Raw genomic sequence first — 16,299 nt, 5'->3', positions numbered from 1 at the left:
TGAACGGCTTGGCCGCGGCTGCATCGCCGCCGAGCCTTGCTTTTCGTTCATGGGACAGTTCTTACGCAAGATTAATTTTTGGTCGTTCACTCGAAAACGATATCGGGTGCCTTGCCCTCGTTGGCGTTTGCGGCCTCCAGCGCCTCGAGAACCCCACGCCCGATCAGGCGGTAGGCGCGCGCATGCGGCCCGTCGGGCGCCGCGGCCACGACCGGTTGGCCGCTGTCGGAGCTCTCGCGGATCGCCATCTCAAGCGGTACCTCGCCGAGGAACGGCACGCCCAGCCGCTCGGCCTCGGCGCGCGCCCCGCCGTGGCCGAAGATGTCGTAGCGCACGCCGGTATCGGGGGCGACGAAGTAGCTCATGTTCTCGACGATGCCGAGCACCGGCACGTCGACACGGCGGAACATGGCCAGACCCCGGCGCGCGTCGATGAGAGCGAGGTCCTGCGGCGTCGACACGATCACTGCGCCCGCCAGCGGCACGGCCTGCGCCATGGTGAGCTGCGCGTCGCCCGTGCCCGGCGGCATGTCCACCACGAGCACGTCGAGCGGCTCCCAGGCGACCTCGCGCAGCATCTGCGTCAGCGCCGACATGACCATCGGCCCGCGCCAGATCATGGGGGTCTCCTCCTCCACGAGGAAGCCCATCGACATGGCCTTCAGCCCATAGGCCTCGAGCGGGATCATGGTGCGCCCGTTCGCGGTCTCGGGCCGGCCCGACAGCTTCAGAAGGCGGGGGACGGAGGGGCCGTAGATGTCGGCGTCCAGCAGCCCGACCTTCAGGCCTTCCGCCTGAAGGGCCAGCGCAAGGTTCACGGCCGTGGTGGACTTGCCGACACCGCCCTTCCCGCTCGCCACCGCGATGATGCGCTCGACGCCGGGAATGCCGGGCTTCTGCGCCGGCGGCCGGGGCGGCGGGGGCGCGGCGGCAGCGGCGGCGCCCGGTCGAGGCCGGGGATGGCGATGGGGATGGGGCGCGGCGGGGGCCGCCGGGGGGCGCGGCTGCGGACGAGCGCTGAGGCCCGGCCCCTGTCGCTCGGCGGTCAGCGCCACCATCGCCGACGCGATGCCCTCGATCGCGGCCACGCGCTCCTCGGCCACGCGCCGGAAACTTTCGAACCGCTCCGCCGCGCTGGCGGGAACGCTCAGCGAGAAGAAGGCCTTGCCGTCCGCCACGAAGATCTCCGACACCATGCCGCGCGAGACGACGTCGGCGCCGCCGTCGGGCGCGGGAATCTCGCCGAGAACGTCTAGGATGCGGGACTTCAGGTCCTGGTTCATGGCACGGATCCTTCGCGGCTCGTCTTGCCGGACCCTTCGGGCGGCGGCCGGTCGTCGGACAACGGGATAGACCATCCCGGCCGGGAATGGGAGAAGCGGCGGCGCGTCGACGCATGGAGGCTCCGATGACCGAACCCGCAGTTCGCGATCCCTACCTCGCACCCGACGAGACGGCACGACGGCAGGCCCGGCAGCTGGCGCGTTCGGCAGGCCACGGTGCCCTGTCGTGCCTCGAACCGGAAACCGGGGATCCGCTCGTATCGCGTGTCGCGCTCGGGCATCTGCCGGGCGGCCAGCCACTGCTTCTCGTATCCGATCTCTCGCCGCACACCCGCGCCCTTGCGGTCGACGGGCGATGCGCGCTGATGGTGGGCGAGCTGGGCGCCGGCGACCCGCTCAGCCATCCCCGCCTGATGATCAAGGCGCGGGCCCACGCGCTGTCGCGCGATGCTCCCGATGCCGCGCTGGCTCGGGCCCGCTTCCTCGCGCGCCATCCGAAGGCGGAACTCTACGTGGACTTTCCCGACTTCCGCTTCCTGCGTCTCGACATCGTCTCGGCGCTTTTCAACGCGGGCTTCGCAAGGGCCTACAGGATGACACCCGGCGACGTCAGCGAAACGGTGCCCGACGATCTCCAGGGGGTCGAGGCACGCGTTCGCACGCACATGAACGACGACCATGCGGAGGCGATCGACGCCATCCTGAAACAGCACGGCGCGGAAGGATCGGGCTGGCGCATCGCGACGATCGATCCGCTCGGCTTCGAGGCCGTGAACGGCGAGCGCGCGCGGCGTGTTGAATTCCGGCGCCGCGTGGACGCCTCCAGCGACTACCGGCTGGCCTTCGTCGAACTGGTGCGCGCGAGCGAGGGCTGACGCCTCAAGGCTTGTAGCCGGCGGGACAGTCGGCGCGGAAGCGACGCCCGGCGGCATTAGCAAAGATGCAGCGACCCGCCTCGTTGGCGGACTGGCCGATCAGTTGGTCGCCGGGATGGGCGACGATAACCGGCAGCGTTCCCGGCGCATAGGCCGCGATCCCGCCTTCGCCCAACCCGAACACGGCAGGAAGAACATCGGACCGGCAGCCGGACACAAAGGTCAGGGTCGCCAGAAGTACGCAGGCGCGTGGCAGGAAACGAAACAAGACGCGACCTTCCGATCTGGAACCCGAAAAAAGCCGCCGCCCTTCATGCGGAAGGGCGGCGGCTCGCCTGAACCGGGCGTGTGGAGCCCGTGCGGGCCTCAGTAGCCCTGGGGGCAGGCCGCGTAGTAGCGCTGGCCGCGACCATCACGGTAGACGCACTCGCCGGGACGGTTCGTGGCCGCACCCAGCAGCGCGCCGCCGGCGCCGCCCACCGCAGCGCCGATTAGGGCGCCGCGCGCATTGCCGCTGATGCCGGCGCCGATGGCCGCGCCGCCCAGCGCGCCGATGCCGGCCGGAATGGCGACGTTGCGGTCGACAGACTGGCAGCCGGAAAGGGCCAGGGTTCCGGCGGCCACCGCGGCCACGATCATGGATCTCATCGCTTGCTTCTTTCCTGGAATGAATGTCCCCGACGATTCATAGCGCGTCGGGGCGGCGCGTCCAGCAAGAGCCGGGGCGTATCGAGGCTCCGGCCGCCTAGCGCGAGGCGACGAGGTTGCTCTCGGGCGTCACGGCGACCTGTAGCGTGCCGGCACGCGTGATCGTCCAATCCACCGTCGCCGAACCGTCCAGAAGAGCGGCATCGACGCTCTGGCACGTGCCGACGACCTTGGCGTCGAAGGTCGACGACAGGCGCATCTGCAGGGGGAGGTCGCGCTGGCAGGCTTCGGCGGATTGGTAGATCGGGGTCGGCACGGGGATCTCGGTGCAGGTTGCCGCATCGGGCGAACAACCGACGAGAAGCATGAAGGCGGCAAGCTGTTCCATCGGGCGATCCTTTCGCGAGAACAACGGGCCGAATTGGCCTTGGGATGTTTCGCTATCAACGTCGCCCTAGCTAAATCGATCCCGTATCCGTCTGATTTCCTTGTTGTTGCGCCAAGGTTTCGAGGTCGCGGCTCAAGTCGGCCTTACGCGTCGATCGGCTCGAACTGGTTTCCCGGAACGCTCAACCGGTAGCGCAGCCCGTCGGGATGATATTCGAGCTGCGCCGCGCCGCCGACCGAGTTCGGGACGATGCGCTCGAGCGTCGACGTCCCGAAGCGTGCGTCGTGATCGGCGCGAACCAGGGGCCCGCGCGACTCCTGCCATTCCAGCACCAGAACCGGCGTTTCGGTGGATCGGTCGATCCGCGAGCGGATCGCGACCCGCCCGCCAGAGGTCGAAAGCGAGCCGTAGGAGGCTGCGTTCACCGCAAGCTCGTGCAGCGCCAGCCCGACATGCAGCGCCGCGGTCGGCGATAGGTAGACGTCGGTTCCCTCGAAACCGATCTGCTCCATGCCGTCCGGTGCGTAGCGCTCCACCTGCGTGGTCACGAGGTTGACCAGGTCGGCGCCGCGCCAGTCGGTGTCGGTGACGATGTCCTGCGAGGTGGCGAGCGACTGGATGCGGCCGCGAAAGCGCACGAGGAACTCGGGAACCGTTACCGAATGGCGAGCGGTCTGGCTCGCCAGGCTCTGGATGATGGCCAGAAGGTTCTTGGAGCGGTGCGAGACCTCTCGAAGAAGCGTCTTCAGCGTATCCTCGCGTCGCTTCTGGTCGGTGATCTCAAGCGAGGTGCCGATGATGCCGATGATCTGACCGGCGTCGTCGCGGTCGACATCGACCCGCACGTCGAACCAGCGCACCTGGCTGCCCGACAGGATCGGCAACTCGAAGCGCGCCGGCTTGTGACTGCGCAGCACCTCGGTCTTGATGGCCGTCGCCTTCTCGGCTGCGGTGCCGGGAAGGAAGTCGTGGTCGGCATCGCCGTTCCGGGCGCTCGCGAGCCAGGAGCCTTCCGCATTGAACAGCCAGAGGTAACGCAGGTCGAGATCCTGCGCGAAGAGGGCCATTTCCGTATTGGTGAGGGCCCGAAGCGCCTTGTAGGCTACCATGACGGCCGGGGACCGCAGACCTGAACGGCCGCTTCACCGGGCAACGGCGAGGGCGCGGGCGACAAGTCGATCCCGGCGAGACGGTGGAAGGACGATCCGGCGAACATGGTGATCAAAGACCTTTCCTCTCGCGAAGAGGAACGCGCGACAGACTGCGGGCCGAGTCGAAACCGCTAGCGAGATCACCAACGACGCTTCGGGCCGGCAAGTTCCGAACGGACGGGACGACGGCCACCACGGGCCGCCGCATCCCGCATCATTCCGTCGGAGCGTCAGGCGGCCTCGCGCTCGGCCTCGAAGAACAGCGCCTGGCTGATCAGCGCCTTCACCATGTCGGGGTTGAAGGGCTTGGTGACCAGGAAGGTCGGCTCGGGCCGCTCGCCCGTGAGCAGTCGCTCCGGGAACGCGGTGATGAAGATCACGGGAACCGAGACCTTGGCGAGGATGTCGTTCACCGCATCGATGCCCGAGGAGCCGTCGGCGAGCTGGATGTCGGCCAGCACCATGCCGGGCTTCTGCTGCTCGAACAGCGCGATCGCCTCCTTGTGGGTGCGGGCGATGCCGGTGACACCGTGGCCGAGGCTCTCGACCATCTGCTCGATGTCCATCGCGATCAGAGGCTCGTCCTCGATGATCATGATGTTGGTGGAAACCTGGCGCCCGATATCGGAGCTCGCCTGATCGATGAGCTCCGAGAAGTCGCTCTCGCCGACGCCGAGGATCGAGGCGGCCTCTTCCGTCGTGAAGCCCTCAACGGCCACGAGAAGGAAGGCCTGGCGCGGCAGGGGAGAGATGCCGCGCAGGTTGCGCGAGGCCTTTTCCTCCCAAGCGGATACCGGGGTGTCCTCACGCACGTTCACCTCGACCGACTGCCAAAGCGAGGAGAACAGCTTGTAGAGCGAGATGCGGGGGCTTTCGCGCGTGTCGAAGAGGCTGGGCTCGGCGATCAAGGCCTCAAGCACCGCCGCCACATACGCATCGCCCGATGCCTGCGAACCGCTCAAAGCACGCGCATAGCGACGGAGATAGGGGATATGCGGCGCTATGCGCGAGGACATCGACATGAACTCACCCTTCGTGAAACCCTGAAGGCACCGTCTCGAGCAGCACCGGAACCCGCAAGGTCCAGCGGCATCGAAACGACACCGACCCCGCGTGGTCGGGCGAGGTCGCTCGGTGCGACTAGATAAGACACCCGGCGCCGAGCGCTAGTGGTTTGCTGTCGCTTGCACAAACATTCTGCCGCGCGACACCTCGGCGCAAAGGCGGCGGCACGAGGCGTCACCCGGCGGCGCCGCGCAAGCTCCGACCTTGCGATTTCGAATCGTTCCCACATGTACCCTTCCTGCAGCCCGGCGTTCGCGGACCGGAAGGTTGCGCCGTATCGGCACCGTGCCGAGCCACGGCGCGAGGTTGGCTGGCGAGAGGTGGAATGGAAGACCGCAAGAACCAGATGGAAGCCGACGCGCGGGACGCGGGCGAGACGATGGAGGGATCAGCCGCCACGCCCGCCACGGAACCGGCGTCCGAGGGTGATCCGTCCGGCCTCGGCACGAGTTCGGCCATCGGCCGGCGTCTCAAGGCCTACTACGACGACGTCGCCAGCGAGCCCGTGCCCGACCGTTTTCTCATGTTGCTCGACGCGCTCGACAAGGCCGAGTCCGAGCCGTCCGGCCAGACCTCCCCTTCTCGAAACGAGAGGTGACGGGCCATGACACAGGACGTCGAGTTCCGCCGCGAACTCATCTCCATCATTCCCAACCTGCGCGCCTTCGCAGCGTCCCTGGCCGGCTCCTTTGACCGGGCGGACGACCTCGTGCAGGAGACCCTGGTCAAGGCCTGGGACAAGCAGCACACGTTCCAGCCGGGGACCAACCTCAAGGCGTGGCTCTTCACGATCCTGCGCAACGAGTTCTACACGCAGATGCGCAAGAAGGGTCGCGAGGTGCAGGACGTGGACGGCATCCACGCCATGCAGCTGGCCGGCCACCCGGAGCAGCAGGGTCACCTCGATCTGCAGGACTTCCGCAAGGCTCTGGAACAGCTGCCCGACGATCAACGCGAGGCACTGATCCTGATCGGTGCATCGGGCTTCTCCTATGAGGAAGCGGCCGACATCTGCAAATGCGCGGTCGGCACGATCAAGAGCCGCGTCTCGCGGGCGCGCACGCGGATGGCCGACCTCCTGGGCATCGAGGGGGACGGCGAGTTCGGACCCGACTCGATCTCGTCGCAGATCATCGGCGTCGCACCGGCCGCCTAGCCAGAGTTGCTTTCTACGCCTGCCCGGAACCACTCCCGGGCGGGCGCATTCATCCCACCGCCTGCGCGGCATCCCGCCACGCCTGTTTTTGTAACGCGTTTCCGTTCCCGAAAGGATTCCATCATGTCCTCGACGTCCCCGCATAACGATCAGTCGTCCGGTTTTGGCGCCGATGCGGCGAAGGGCGAGGTGAACGATCGCCTGAACCAGGCGAAGGACGACGCGCGCGCCGCCGGCGACGAGTTCCGGGCGAACGCCCGGCAGACCCGCGAGGACCTGGAAGCGCAGGCCGCGCGCCTGCGCGAGGATCTGGCCGGCGTCACCGACTCGCTGCGCAACCTGGCCGGCAGCGGCGCCGAGAGCGCCCGTCGCCAGGCCTACGCGCTGCGCAACGACGTGCGCGATGCGGGCGAGCGCTACATCCGCCAGGCGCAGGAAACGGCGAGCGAGTTCGAGGAGCAAATCTCCGAGCGCGTGCGGGCCGAGCCCATCAAGAGCGTTCTGATCGCGGCAGCCGTCGGCTACGTCTACGCTCGCCTGTTCCGCTAAATGCTCACGCAGCTAATCACCAAGATCTTCACCGGCGAGGCGGGGTTGTTCATCACCCGCCTTCGCGCGGTGGCGGCGATCTACGCGGTGATGGCGGCGCTCGCCGTAGGGCTGGCCTTCTTCCTGCTCCTGGCGATCTTCATCTTCACGGCGCAGCGGCTCGGGCCCATCACGGCCTCGCTTCTGTTCGCCTTCGTCTGGCTGCTCCTGCTGCTGGCCGCCTATGTGGCGCTGGTGATGGCGCGCCGTCCGCCCAAGCAGCGGGCGAACGACCGTCTGCAGCGCGACATCGCCTCGGTCGCCTCCGTGGCCGCGATCTCGAACCTGCCGATGATCGTGCGCAGCCTTCGCCGGCGGCGCTCGCTTCTCCTGGTTCCGATTGCCGCCTTCGGCGCCTGGGGCATCGCACGCGGCCTTCGCGGCGCACGATCCTGGCGCGGCTGACCGGCCGTCAGCCGCCCTCGCCGACCATCCGGACCGCCGCGCTTTTCCCGAGCGCGGCGGTCTTTTCATATGCGCATTCGCGCCGGCGTCGGGATCATTTCGCGGTGTCGGGAGTTGTGTGCCCAAGTGCCCGCCGCCTCTTCGATGCCGGGCCGTCGCGCCGCTTCGGCGCATCGAGACACGAGGAACCTCGGCCATGTCCAACATCAATGCACAAAAGGCAAAACAGGGCCGCTCGGGCCGCAACGTGCTCGTGATCCTCGTGGCGGCGCTCGCGCTGTGCCTCGTCGTGTTTGCGGGCCTCGGCATCTACGGCAGCGTCCTGCCCGACCAGAACATCAACGGTGTGCAGAACTCCGACGCCAGCGGCGCGCCTGCGACGCCAAGCTCCACGCCGCAGACAACCGTGACGCCGGGTCAAAGCAACAGCCCGAGCGGCTCCAACACGACGGCGAACTAACGAGCGCCAGCCCGACCGGCTCGCCGTTTCACGCGGGATCCGCCGATCGCGGGTCCCGTTTCCGTTTCAACGGGATGCCCTTGCGGCGTTCCCTTCCCTGGTGGAGGTTTTCATGTCCGACCTTCGTGATACCCGCGTCCCGCTCGACGAGGAGATCGTGTCCGATCCGGCGCTGCACGACCGCACGGTTCTGGCTTACGACAGCGAGGTCGGCGACGATGACGATCCGCCGGGCATCGCACAGCCCCTCACCCAGGCCGAGATCGACGACGTCCTCAACGACCCGGCCATGACGATCGAGGAGAAGCAGGCGACGCTGCAGCGCTATGCCGACCAGATCGGCACGCGCGACGACATCGACCGGGGCGGCGACTTTCATCCGCTCGAAACCCAGATCGCCGAGGCGCTGGCGATGCTGGCCGAAGGCGGCCACGCCTATGGCGATGCCGAATCGGTCGGCATGGATCCCGATTCTCGATCCGACGCTCGTTCGCCCGACGAGATCGAGCGCGACGCGCTCTGAGCGCTGCGCCGATCCCGGTGATCCAACCCCTGTCCGGTGGCTTCGCAGCCACCGGACAGATTTATGGACCGCCCGGCCTATCCGGACGCGGTAAGATCTTTAGCCCTTCGCGGCTTGCGAGCTCAGCGGATCGGAGCCTCGTCCGGCACCAGGACCCGGAGGCCACGCGGACGGATGCGCACCTCCGACACCTCGTCGAGGTCGTGCAACTCGCCGTCCATCACCGCCCGGTCGTGCCGCTTGCGTCCGTGGTAGCGGATGCGGATCACGTCGGCCTCCGCCACGCTGAGCGACTGGCTCGCCTTCCAGGCGCCGCGCATCATGTCGATCGTCAGCTTCAGCACCGCCGCGCGGTCCGTGGACCGCATGAGGTAGATGCCGAGGCGCCCGCCCTGGGGATCGTCGGCATAGGGCAGGTGCCCGTCCCCGTAGATGTTGTTGGAGATGGCGACGGCGGGCGTGCGCACGTTCTCGCTGCGTCCGTCGATCTCGATCGACAGATCGACGACGGGCAGCGCGCGCACCGCCGCGCCGACCGCCTTCACGCTCGCCCACATCTTGCCGATGCGCGACCCGTAGTCGAGCTTCTCGCGCGTGCGCACCATGCGGGCGTGAACCCCCACCGCGAACTGATGCACGAAGTAGCGGTCGTTGACGCTGGCGATGTCGACCTCGACCACGCGACCCGTTGCGAGAGCCCGCACCGCCTCCTCCAGCGCCAGCGGTATATGGAGCGAGCGCGCGAAGAGATTCATGGTGCCAGCCGGCAGGAGCCCGAGCGCGATGCGCCCGCCCGCCACGGCACCGGCCGCACCCGAGACCGTGCCGTCCCCGCCGCCCACCATGAGGACATCCAGATCGGAGCGGCCGGACTGGCGCCCGATCGCCGCCTCGACCTCGCCGCCACCGACCTCTTCCACCTCGATCCCATGCCCATGAAGGGTGAACTCGTCCCGGATCAGGGCCGCCAGAAGATCGAGATCGTGGGTTCGCAGCGTGCCGCCGTCTCGGTTCAGGATCGCGTGGACGTTCATGGGGGTCGAAGGCCTCCGGCAGCCCAACGCCGCCGGGACGCCATATGGAGCGACCGGCCTTCGCCGGCGAGGCGCGAGCGCGCAGGAACCGGGCGGCGTTCGAGCCGTTGGAGGCCGCAAGCGGGCCGCGCCCCGTGTTCCTCCGTTTGTCCTGTATCGAGGCCCTCCCATGCTTGAATGGATCATCATCCTCCTGGTCGTCGCGGCCATCGCCAGCCTGCTCGGCTTTCGGGGCGTCGCCGGCGTGTCGGCGGGCATCGCGAAGGTCCTGATCCTGATCGTGCTGGTGGGCTTCTTGCTTCTGCTTTTCTTCGGCGTGATCGTCTTCGCCTGACCGCTCCGGGGGCCTTCCCAAGCCTCGCGAAAGCGTCAACCCAACTGGGGAACCCTTTTGAAAGGATTGGGTTGAGGCAGCGATGGACGCGCTCAGCCGCCGTGTCCGAGCCGCATGATCCGATGAGACCGAAACAGCTGAAAGGGTTCCACAGATGATCCGCAAGCTTCTTGCCACGACGGCGATCGCCGGCGTCCTCGCGACCGCCGCCGCCGCGCAGACCACCGCCCCCGCCACCACGACCGAGCCGGCCGCGAACGGCTCGATGGGCACGAGCGGCACCATGGCGCCCGGCGGTGCCATGGGCACCAACGGCGCCGCCATGAACAACGGTGCGATGTCCACGGGTCAGACCGCGGATCAGAGCGCACCCGCCGCCAACATCGCGTATGTCCAGTCGCAGGGCGCCGACCAGTACATGGCGACCGATATCCGCGGCATGACCCTGTATTCGGGCGACGCGGCCGACGCACAGTCCGCCGGCGAGATCGAGAACCTGGTGATCGGTGAGGACGGCGCGGTCGTGGCGGCCGTGGTCGACACGGGCAACTTCCTGGGCGACCAGTCGCGCACGATCGCCATCCCCTTCGACCAGATCCGCTGGACCCAGGGCGAGAACAACGCGCCGCGTGCGGTCCTGACCGCCTCGCGCGACCAGCTGATGTCGGCGCCCGCCTTCGAGATGAACGAGACCGCCGCCAACAACGCGGCCGCCACCGGCAACACGATGGCTCCGGCCGCGACCGGCGGCATGGCCCCGGCCGGCACCATGGCGCCGGGCGGCGCGATGGGCTCCACCGCGGCGACCGGCGGCGCGACGACCCCGGCCACCACGCCCTCCACGGACATGGCCGCGGCCACCACGGCTCCGGCCACGACCGGCTCCAGCGCCGGGACCGGCGAGTATCTCGCCACGCTCGGTCCGAACCAGTACCTGTCGGCCAACCTGATCGGCGAAAACGTCTACAACGGCCATGACACGTCGTCCGAGAACATCGGCGAGATCAACGACCTCGTGGTCGCCTCGTCGGGCCGCGTGGAAGCCGTTCTGATCGGCGTCGGCGGCTTCCTGGGCATCGGCGAGAAGGATGTCGGCGTTCCGTTCGATGCGGTCTCGATGATGCGCGGCGAGAACAACGAGCCGCACCTGATGCTGGCGGCGAACCGGGATCAGCTGACCAACGCGCCGGCCTTCGAGAGCTCCGAGCGCGTGGCCGACGCCGGCACCAACGCGAACATGAGCGGCGCCGGCATGGGCGCGGGCGGCACGACGCTCGACACCGCCTCGGCCACGGCCCCGAACACCACGACCGGCAACGGCATGGCGGCGGGCACGACGGCGGCAGCCGGTGCTGCGGCGACGGGTGCGGCTGCGACCGGCGCGATGGGCACCGACGCGACCGCGACGGCGTCCACGAACAACGCCGATAACGGCTCCCTGACCCCGGTCACGGGCGCCGAGTTGACCGCCGACAACCTGATCGGAACGGCGGTCAGCGGCCCCGACAACGCCCGCATCGGTTCGATCGGCGACATCGCCCTGACGCCGGAAGGTCAGGTCGACGCGGTGATCGTGGATGTCGGCGGCTTCCTCGGCATCGGCGCCAAGCCGGTTGCCGTTGCCATGGACAACCTCCAGTTCATGCGCGACTCGGGCGGCAAGCTCACGCTGACCACCCAGTTCACGCAGGACCAGCTGCGCAACGCGCCGGAGTTCAACCGCGACACCTACGCAGAGAACCGCGACCAGATGCGCGTCGCCAACCCGGGCGACATCCCGGCCGGTAGCGCCGCACAGCAGTAAGTGCAGATATCACGCTTGCGTGATGCCTGAACGAAGGGGCCCGCCACCGGCGGGCCCTTTTTCGTTGCGAGGAATACAGGAAGCAAAACTTACGAAGATTTATGCCGAGGTGCCCGGCCGTCTGGTCTAACCTCACCCTCATGCCGCGATCCGCCGGCCCGATGTCGACCCTGAGCCCCATAGGTCCCCATGGCCCTTCTTCGGCAGATCGCCGCCACGCTTCTCGTTCTCCTCGGCGGCCTCGCCCTTTGGACGTGGTTGTCGCCGGTGCCCGGCCGGTACCTGTTGAGCGAGAACTCGCCGTTGCCCGCCTTCGCCCGGCCACTGGTCGCCTCGCTGTCGAGCGCCGACGACCCGGCGAAGGTGGGGGCAACCCCGCAGGACGGACGCCGGGGCGCCGCGCCCCTCGTGGTGACGGATGCCGCGGTTCCTAGCGTGACGCGCGATCGCCTGCGTGCCGTGGGAACCGCGGAAGCGCAAAGGACCGTGGCCGTGCGTCCCGACGTCACCGGCATCGTGGCCGCGATCGAGGTCCGCTCGGGTGACGCGGTGGAAGCGGGACAGGTCCTCATGCGCCTCCAGAGCGACGCCGAGCGCGTGGCGGTGGACCGCGCCCGCATCGCGCTCGCCGCCGCCGAGGACCAGGTTCGCCGCTATCGCTCGCTAGCCAATTCCTCCACCGTCACCTCGGTCCAGATCGAGGAGGTGGCCCGAGCCCGCGACGCCGCCGCCCTCGATCTCCAGTCGGCCGAGATCGCGCTCGCCAAGCGTGAGGTGCGCGCGCCGATCGCGGGGCGCATCGGCATTCTCGACCTCGACGTCGGTGCGCTGGTCGACGGCTCCACGACGCTTGCGACCGTCGACGATCGTTCGCGCCTTCGCATCGTCTTTTCGACACCCGAGGCCTTCGTGGCCCAGCTCGCTGTCGGACAGGCGGTCTCGGTCGAGCCTTCCGCGCGCAACGGCCGTGCCTTCCAGGGCGCGATCAGCGCCATCGACAGCCGCCTCGACCAGGCCAGCCGCACGCTGCGCACCGAAGCCACGGTCGAGAACACGGACGATACGCTGCGGCCCGGCCAGTCCTTCTCGGTGGAGATCGCGTTCCGGGGCGAAAGCTTCCTGTCGGTCGACCCGCTCGCCATCCAGTGGGAACGTGCGGGTCCCTTCGTATGGACCGTGGCGGAGGAGCGGGCGGCCAAGAAGCCGGTTCGCATCATCGAGCGCAACGTCGACCGCGTTCTGGTCGCCTCGGAAACGCTGCGCGAGGGTGATGCCGTGGTGACGGAAGGCGTGCAGCAGCTGCGCGAGAACGCGCCCGTGCGTGTCCAGACGCTGCCGGACCTTCCGGAAACGCCAGCCCTCCCGCCGTCCGGCGTGCCCTCGGCCTCGGCGCCGAGCGATGCGGCCCCGGTGGGCGACCGCCGCGCGGAGGCCCGGTCTTGAGCGGGTCGCCGGGGTCCGATCACAAGCCCGACGGTCTGACCGCCCTCACCTCGCTCTTCATCCGCCGCCCGGTCTTCACGATCGTCATCAACCTCCTTGTGATCGTGGCGGGCCTGGCGGCCTTCAACGCGATCGAGGTGCGCGAGCTTCCCAATGTCGACCGGCCGGTGATCTCGGTCACCACGACCTTCGAGGGCGCGAGCCCGGAGGTGGTGGACCGGCAGCTGACCAGCGAGATCGAGAGCGCTGTGGCGCGCGTGCCCGGCATCGCGTCGATCTCCTCCTCGTCGCGCTTCGGCCAAAGCCGCGTGACGCTGGAATTCTCCTCCTCGACCGATCTCAACGTTGCGGCTTCCGATGTGCGCGACGCGGTGGCCGGCGTCGCCAACCGGCTGCCGGAGGACGCCGACGAGTCGCGCATCGTGAAGGCCGACGCCGATGCCGACGCGATCATGCGCCTGGCGGTTCTGTCCGAGTCGCTGCCGATCGAGGAGCTGACGACGCTGGTGGACGACCGCATCGCCGACCGCATCGCGGCGGTGGAGGGCGTGGCCGACGTGGAACTCTCGGGCGAGCGCGAGCGCCTCGTCTATGTCGACGTGCGGCCCGACGAACTGGCCACGCGCGGCCTGACGCTCGGCGACGTCTCGACCGCCCTCAGCAACGCCTCGTTCGACCGGCCGGCGGGCTCGCTGGAGTCGCCGACGCAGAACCTCGTCGTGCGGGCCGACGCGAGCCTGGCCACGCCCGAGGCCTTCGGAGCCGTGGTGCTGAACGGCCAGACCCGCCTGCGCGACGTGGCGAGCGTGCGCTTCGGCCCCGACGAGGCGGCCTCGAAGCTGCGCGTCAACGGCGAGACCGGCATCGGCCTCGGCGTGATCCGGCAGGCGGGCTCCTCCACGATCGCCATCTCGGAAGGGGTGCGCGCGGCGGTCGCCGAGCTCAACGCTTCGCTGCCGGGCGACACGCGCCTCGTGGTCACCTCCGACGACGCCACATTCATCGAGGGCTCGATCCACGAGGTGGAGCTGACGCTGGGGCTGGCGGTCCTGATCGTCGTGGCGGTGATCTACCTCTTCCTTCTCAACGCGCGCGCCACGATCATCCCGACCCTCACGATCCCGATCGCGCTGGTGGGCGTCCTAGCCGCGATCTATCTCGTGGGCTTCTCGCTCAACATCATCACGCTGCTCGCCCTCGTGCTCGCCACGGGCATGGTGGTGGACGACGCGATCATCGTGCTCGAGAACATCATCCGGCGCCGCGACATGGGATGTTCCGTCAAGGCGGCGGCGGTGCTGGGCACGCGCGAGGTCTTCTTCGCGGTGATCTCCACCACCGCGACACTCGCGGCCGTCTTCATCCCGATCTCGTTCCTGCCGGGCGTGGCGGGCGGCCTGTTCCGCGAGTTCGGCTTCGTGCTCGCCATCTCGGTGACGCTGTCGGCCTTTATCGCCCTGACGCTGTGCCCGATGCTGGCCTCCCTGATGCTGCGTGAGCATGAGCCGCGCCAGGGGCCGGCCAAGCGCTTCGTGAACCGGATCGGCGCCCGGCTCGGCGGCCTCTATGCCTTTCTTCTGCGCCGCGCCCTCGACAATCCGCTGCCCGTCATGGTGGCCTCGCTTCTCTTTGCCGCCGGGGCGGTCGCGGTCTACACGACCCTGCCCCAGCAGCTGACGCCAAGCGAGGACCGGGGCCAGGTGCTGATGAGCATCAGCGCACCCCAGAGCGCCAGCCTCGACTATACCGACGCGCAGATGCGCCGCGTCGAGGAGATCGTCCTGCCCTATGTCGCGAGCGGCGAGGCGACCAGCGTCTTCGCGCGCGTCGGCACGGGATCCAGCAACTCCGCCTTCATGGTGATGACGCTGGCCGGCTGGGGCGACCGCGAGCGCAGGCAGCAAGAGATCGCCACCGAGCTCAATGCCGCCTTCCGCAACATTCCCGGCGTCCAGGCCCGGGCCATCCAGCCCAACTCGCTCGGCATCCGCGGCGGCGGGCGCGGCCTCCAGTTCGCGATCGCGGGGCCCAACTACGAACGCCTGACCGACAGCGCCGAGGCGTTGGAAGAGGCAATGAACGCCGACGGCCGCTGGGGTCGCGTCCAGCTCGCCTTCGACACGACCCAGCCCCAGCTCTCGGTCCGGATCGACCGGACAAAGGCCTCGGATCTCGGCATCGACATCGACGCGCTGGCGGGCGCGATGCAGTCGCTGCTCGACGGGCGCGAGATCGCCACGACCTATGTGGGCGACCGTTCCGTGCCGATCCACGTCGTCTCCACCGCCGCGCCGATCAACGACCCGACCGATCTCGCCAACATCTTCCTGCGCACCACCGACGGTCGCTTCGTTCCCATGAGCTCGATCGCGACCATCGAGGAACAGGCGATCGCCCCCTCGCTGGCGCGCGAGAACCAGTCGCGTTCCGTGGCGCTCTCGGCCGATCTCGTGCCGGGCTACTCGATCTCGCAGGGGTGGGCCGACGTCCAGCGCTTCGCGGCCGAGCGCCTGCCCGACGAGATGCGGCTCGTGCCGCTCGCCGAGGCCGCGACGCTGGAGGAGACCTCGGGCGGCTTGGCGGTCGTGTTCGTGTTCGCGATCGTCGTGGTATTTCTGGTGCTCGCCGCGCAGTTCGAAAGTTTCGTGTCGGCCTTGATCATCATCGCCACCGTGCCGCTCGGCGTCGCCTGCGCGATCTATGCGATGGACTTTTTCGGCGAGACCCTGAACCTCTACTCGCAGATCGGCCTCGTGCTCTTGGTCGGCATCATGGCCAAGAACGGCATCCTGATCGTGGAGTTCGCCAACCAATTGCGCGACGAGGGTCGCTCGGTGCGCCAGGCGATCGAGGAGGCCTCGACGATCCGCCTGCGGCCCGTGATGATGACCATGATCGCGACCATCGTCGGCGGCGTGCCGCTCGTCTTCTCGGCGGGCGCGGGCGCTGAGGCGCGCGTGACGCTGGGCTACGTGATCGTGGGCGGTTTGGGCTTGGCCACGCTCGCGACCCTGTTCCTGACGCCGGTGGTCTATCTTCTTCTCGCGCGCTTCTCGAAACCCGTCGGCGCGCGCGAGGCCGAGCTGAACCGCGATCTCGCGGCGGCCGGCCGGATGGGTCGCGCCGAGCCGGCGGAATAAGG

The 16,299-nt window shown here is 68.6% G+C and carries 18 protein-coding genes; 11 read left to right on the top strand and 7 right to left on the bottom strand.

What is annotated here, in order from left to right; all coding sequences use genetic code 11:
• Window positions 1–86 precede the first annotated feature (86 nt).
• On the bottom strand, window positions 87–1,283 hold the full coding sequence (locus BLQ76_RS04960) for an Mrp/NBP35 family ATP-binding protein (protein WP_090669903.1): 1,197 nt from the start codon (window positions 1,281–1,283) through the stop codon (window positions 87–89).
• 125 nt (window positions 1,284–1,408) lie between these two features.
• Between BLQ76_RS04960 and BLQ76_RS04955 the strand changes: the two genes are divergently transcribed.
• A complete protein-coding gene (locus tag BLQ76_RS04955) occupies window positions 1,409–2,158 on the top strand; it encodes a HugZ family pyridoxamine 5'-phosphate oxidase (protein WP_244519481.1) in 750 nt (249 codons plus the stop codon).
• Window positions 2,159–2,162: 4 nt separating this feature from the next.
• On the opposite strand, the gene BLQ76_RS04950 is transcribed toward BLQ76_RS04955, so the two are convergent.
• From BLQ76_RS04950 to BLQ76_RS04930, 5 genes are all read right to left on the bottom strand, one after another.
• A complete protein-coding gene (locus BLQ76_RS04950) occupies window positions 2,163–2,426 on the bottom strand; it encodes a hypothetical protein (protein WP_090669901.1) in 264 nt (87 codons plus the stop codon).
• Between the two features lie 98 nt (window positions 2,427–2,524).
• Window positions 2,525–2,806 (bottom strand): glycine zipper domain-containing protein, encoded by a 282-nt coding sequence (locus tag BLQ76_RS04945; protein WP_090669898.1) that lies wholly within the window; start codon window positions 2,804–2,806, stop codon window positions 2,525–2,527.
• A 97-nt stretch (window positions 2,807–2,903) separates the two neighbouring features.
• Window positions 2,904–3,194, bottom strand: coding sequence for a hypothetical protein (locus BLQ76_RS04940; RefSeq protein ID WP_090669896.1), 291 nt, complete (start codon window positions 3,192–3,194; stop codon window positions 2,904–2,906).
• Window positions 3,195–3,337: 143 nt separating this feature from the next.
• Window positions 3,338–4,303: a PAS domain-containing sensor histidine kinase gene (locus tag BLQ76_RS04935; RefSeq protein ID WP_090669893.1), complete on the bottom strand. Its 966-nt coding sequence runs from the start codon at window positions 4,301–4,303 to the stop codon at window positions 3,338–3,340.
• Between the two features lie 272 nt (window positions 4,304–4,575).
• Window positions 4,576–5,367: a response regulator gene (locus BLQ76_RS04930; RefSeq protein WP_090669890.1), complete on the bottom strand. Its 792-nt coding sequence runs from the start codon at window positions 5,365–5,367 to the stop codon at window positions 4,576–4,578.
• 368 nt (window positions 5,368–5,735) lie between these two features.
• Between BLQ76_RS04930 and BLQ76_RS04925 the strand changes: the two genes are divergently transcribed.
• The 6 genes from BLQ76_RS04925 (at window position 5,736) to BLQ76_RS04900 (ending at window position 8,542) form a co-directional block, all read left to right on the top strand.
• Window positions 5,736–6,008 (top strand): NepR family anti-sigma factor, encoded by a 273-nt coding sequence (locus BLQ76_RS04925; protein ID WP_244519480.1) that lies wholly within the window; start codon window positions 5,736–5,738, stop codon window positions 6,006–6,008.
• Window positions 6,009–6,014: 6 nt separating this feature from the next.
• Entirely contained in the window at window positions 6,015–6,566 is a 552-nt protein-coding gene (locus tag BLQ76_RS04920; protein WP_062012561.1) for a sigma-70 family RNA polymerase sigma factor, read from the top strand.
• A 123-nt stretch (window positions 6,567–6,689) separates the two neighbouring features.
• Window positions 6,690–7,115, top strand: a complete 426-nt coding sequence (locus BLQ76_RS04915; RefSeq protein ID WP_090669887.1) for an ElaB/YgaM/YqjD family protein — start codon at window positions 6,690–6,692, stop codon at window positions 7,113–7,115.
• Window positions 7,116–7,559: a hypothetical protein gene (locus tag BLQ76_RS04910; protein WP_090669884.1), complete on the top strand. Its 444-nt coding sequence runs from the start codon at window positions 7,116–7,118 to the stop codon at window positions 7,557–7,559. It abuts the gene before it with no gap.
• Window positions 7,560–7,755: 196 nt separating this feature from the next.
• Entirely contained in the window at window positions 7,756–8,019 is a 264-nt protein-coding gene (locus tag BLQ76_RS04905) for a hypothetical protein (RefSeq protein ID WP_090669881.1), read from the top strand.
• 112 nt (window positions 8,020–8,131) lie between these two features.
• On the top strand, window positions 8,132–8,542 hold the full coding sequence (locus BLQ76_RS04900) for a hypothetical protein (RefSeq protein ID WP_244519479.1): 411 nt from the start codon (window positions 8,132–8,134) through the stop codon (window positions 8,540–8,542).
• A gap of 122 nt (window positions 8,543–8,664) precedes the next feature.
• Here BLQ76_RS04900 and BLQ76_RS04895 read toward each other — a convergent pair whose 3' ends face one another.
• A complete protein-coding gene (locus BLQ76_RS04895) occupies window positions 8,665–9,576 on the bottom strand; it encodes a diacylglycerol/lipid kinase family protein (protein WP_090669879.1) in 912 nt (303 codons plus the stop codon).
• A 169-nt stretch (window positions 9,577–9,745) separates the two neighbouring features.
• Between BLQ76_RS04895 and BLQ76_RS04890 the strand changes: the two genes are divergently transcribed.
• From BLQ76_RS04890 to BLQ76_RS04875, 4 genes are all read left to right on the top strand, one after another.
• Window positions 9,746–9,910 (top strand): DUF1328 domain-containing protein, encoded by a 165-nt coding sequence (locus BLQ76_RS04890; protein ID WP_082666109.1) that lies wholly within the window; start codon window positions 9,746–9,748, stop codon window positions 9,908–9,910.
• A 154-nt stretch (window positions 9,911–10,064) separates the two neighbouring features.
• Window positions 10,065–11,714 carry a PRC-barrel domain-containing protein gene (locus tag BLQ76_RS04885; RefSeq protein WP_090669876.1) on the top strand — a complete coding sequence of 550 codons (1,650 nt, stop codon included), beginning with the start codon at window positions 10,065–10,067 and terminating at the stop codon, window positions 11,712–11,714.
• Window positions 11,715–11,903: 189 nt separating this feature from the next.
• Window positions 11,904–13,157, top strand: a complete 1,254-nt coding sequence (locus BLQ76_RS04880) for an efflux RND transporter periplasmic adaptor subunit (protein ID WP_090669874.1) — start codon at window positions 11,904–11,906, stop codon at window positions 13,155–13,157.
• Window positions 13,154–16,297 carry an efflux RND transporter permease subunit gene (locus tag BLQ76_RS04875; protein WP_090669872.1) on the top strand — a complete coding sequence of 1,048 codons (3,144 nt, stop codon included), beginning with the start codon at window positions 13,154–13,156 and terminating at the stop codon, window positions 16,295–16,297. The genes BLQ76_RS04880 and BLQ76_RS04875 overlap by 4 nt, the downstream gene beginning before the upstream one ends.
• Window positions 16,298–16,299: the final 2 nt, after the last annotated feature.

The organism is Aureimonas jatrophae (assembly GCF_900104035.1).
In the GTDB taxonomy this organism is placed as follows: Bacteria; Pseudomonadota; Alphaproteobacteria; order Rhizobiales; family Rhizobiaceae; genus Aureimonas; species Aureimonas jatrophae.
The sequence above is the reverse complement of the archived record's forward strand: the minus strand, read 5'-3'. Positions and strand labels throughout refer to the sequence as shown.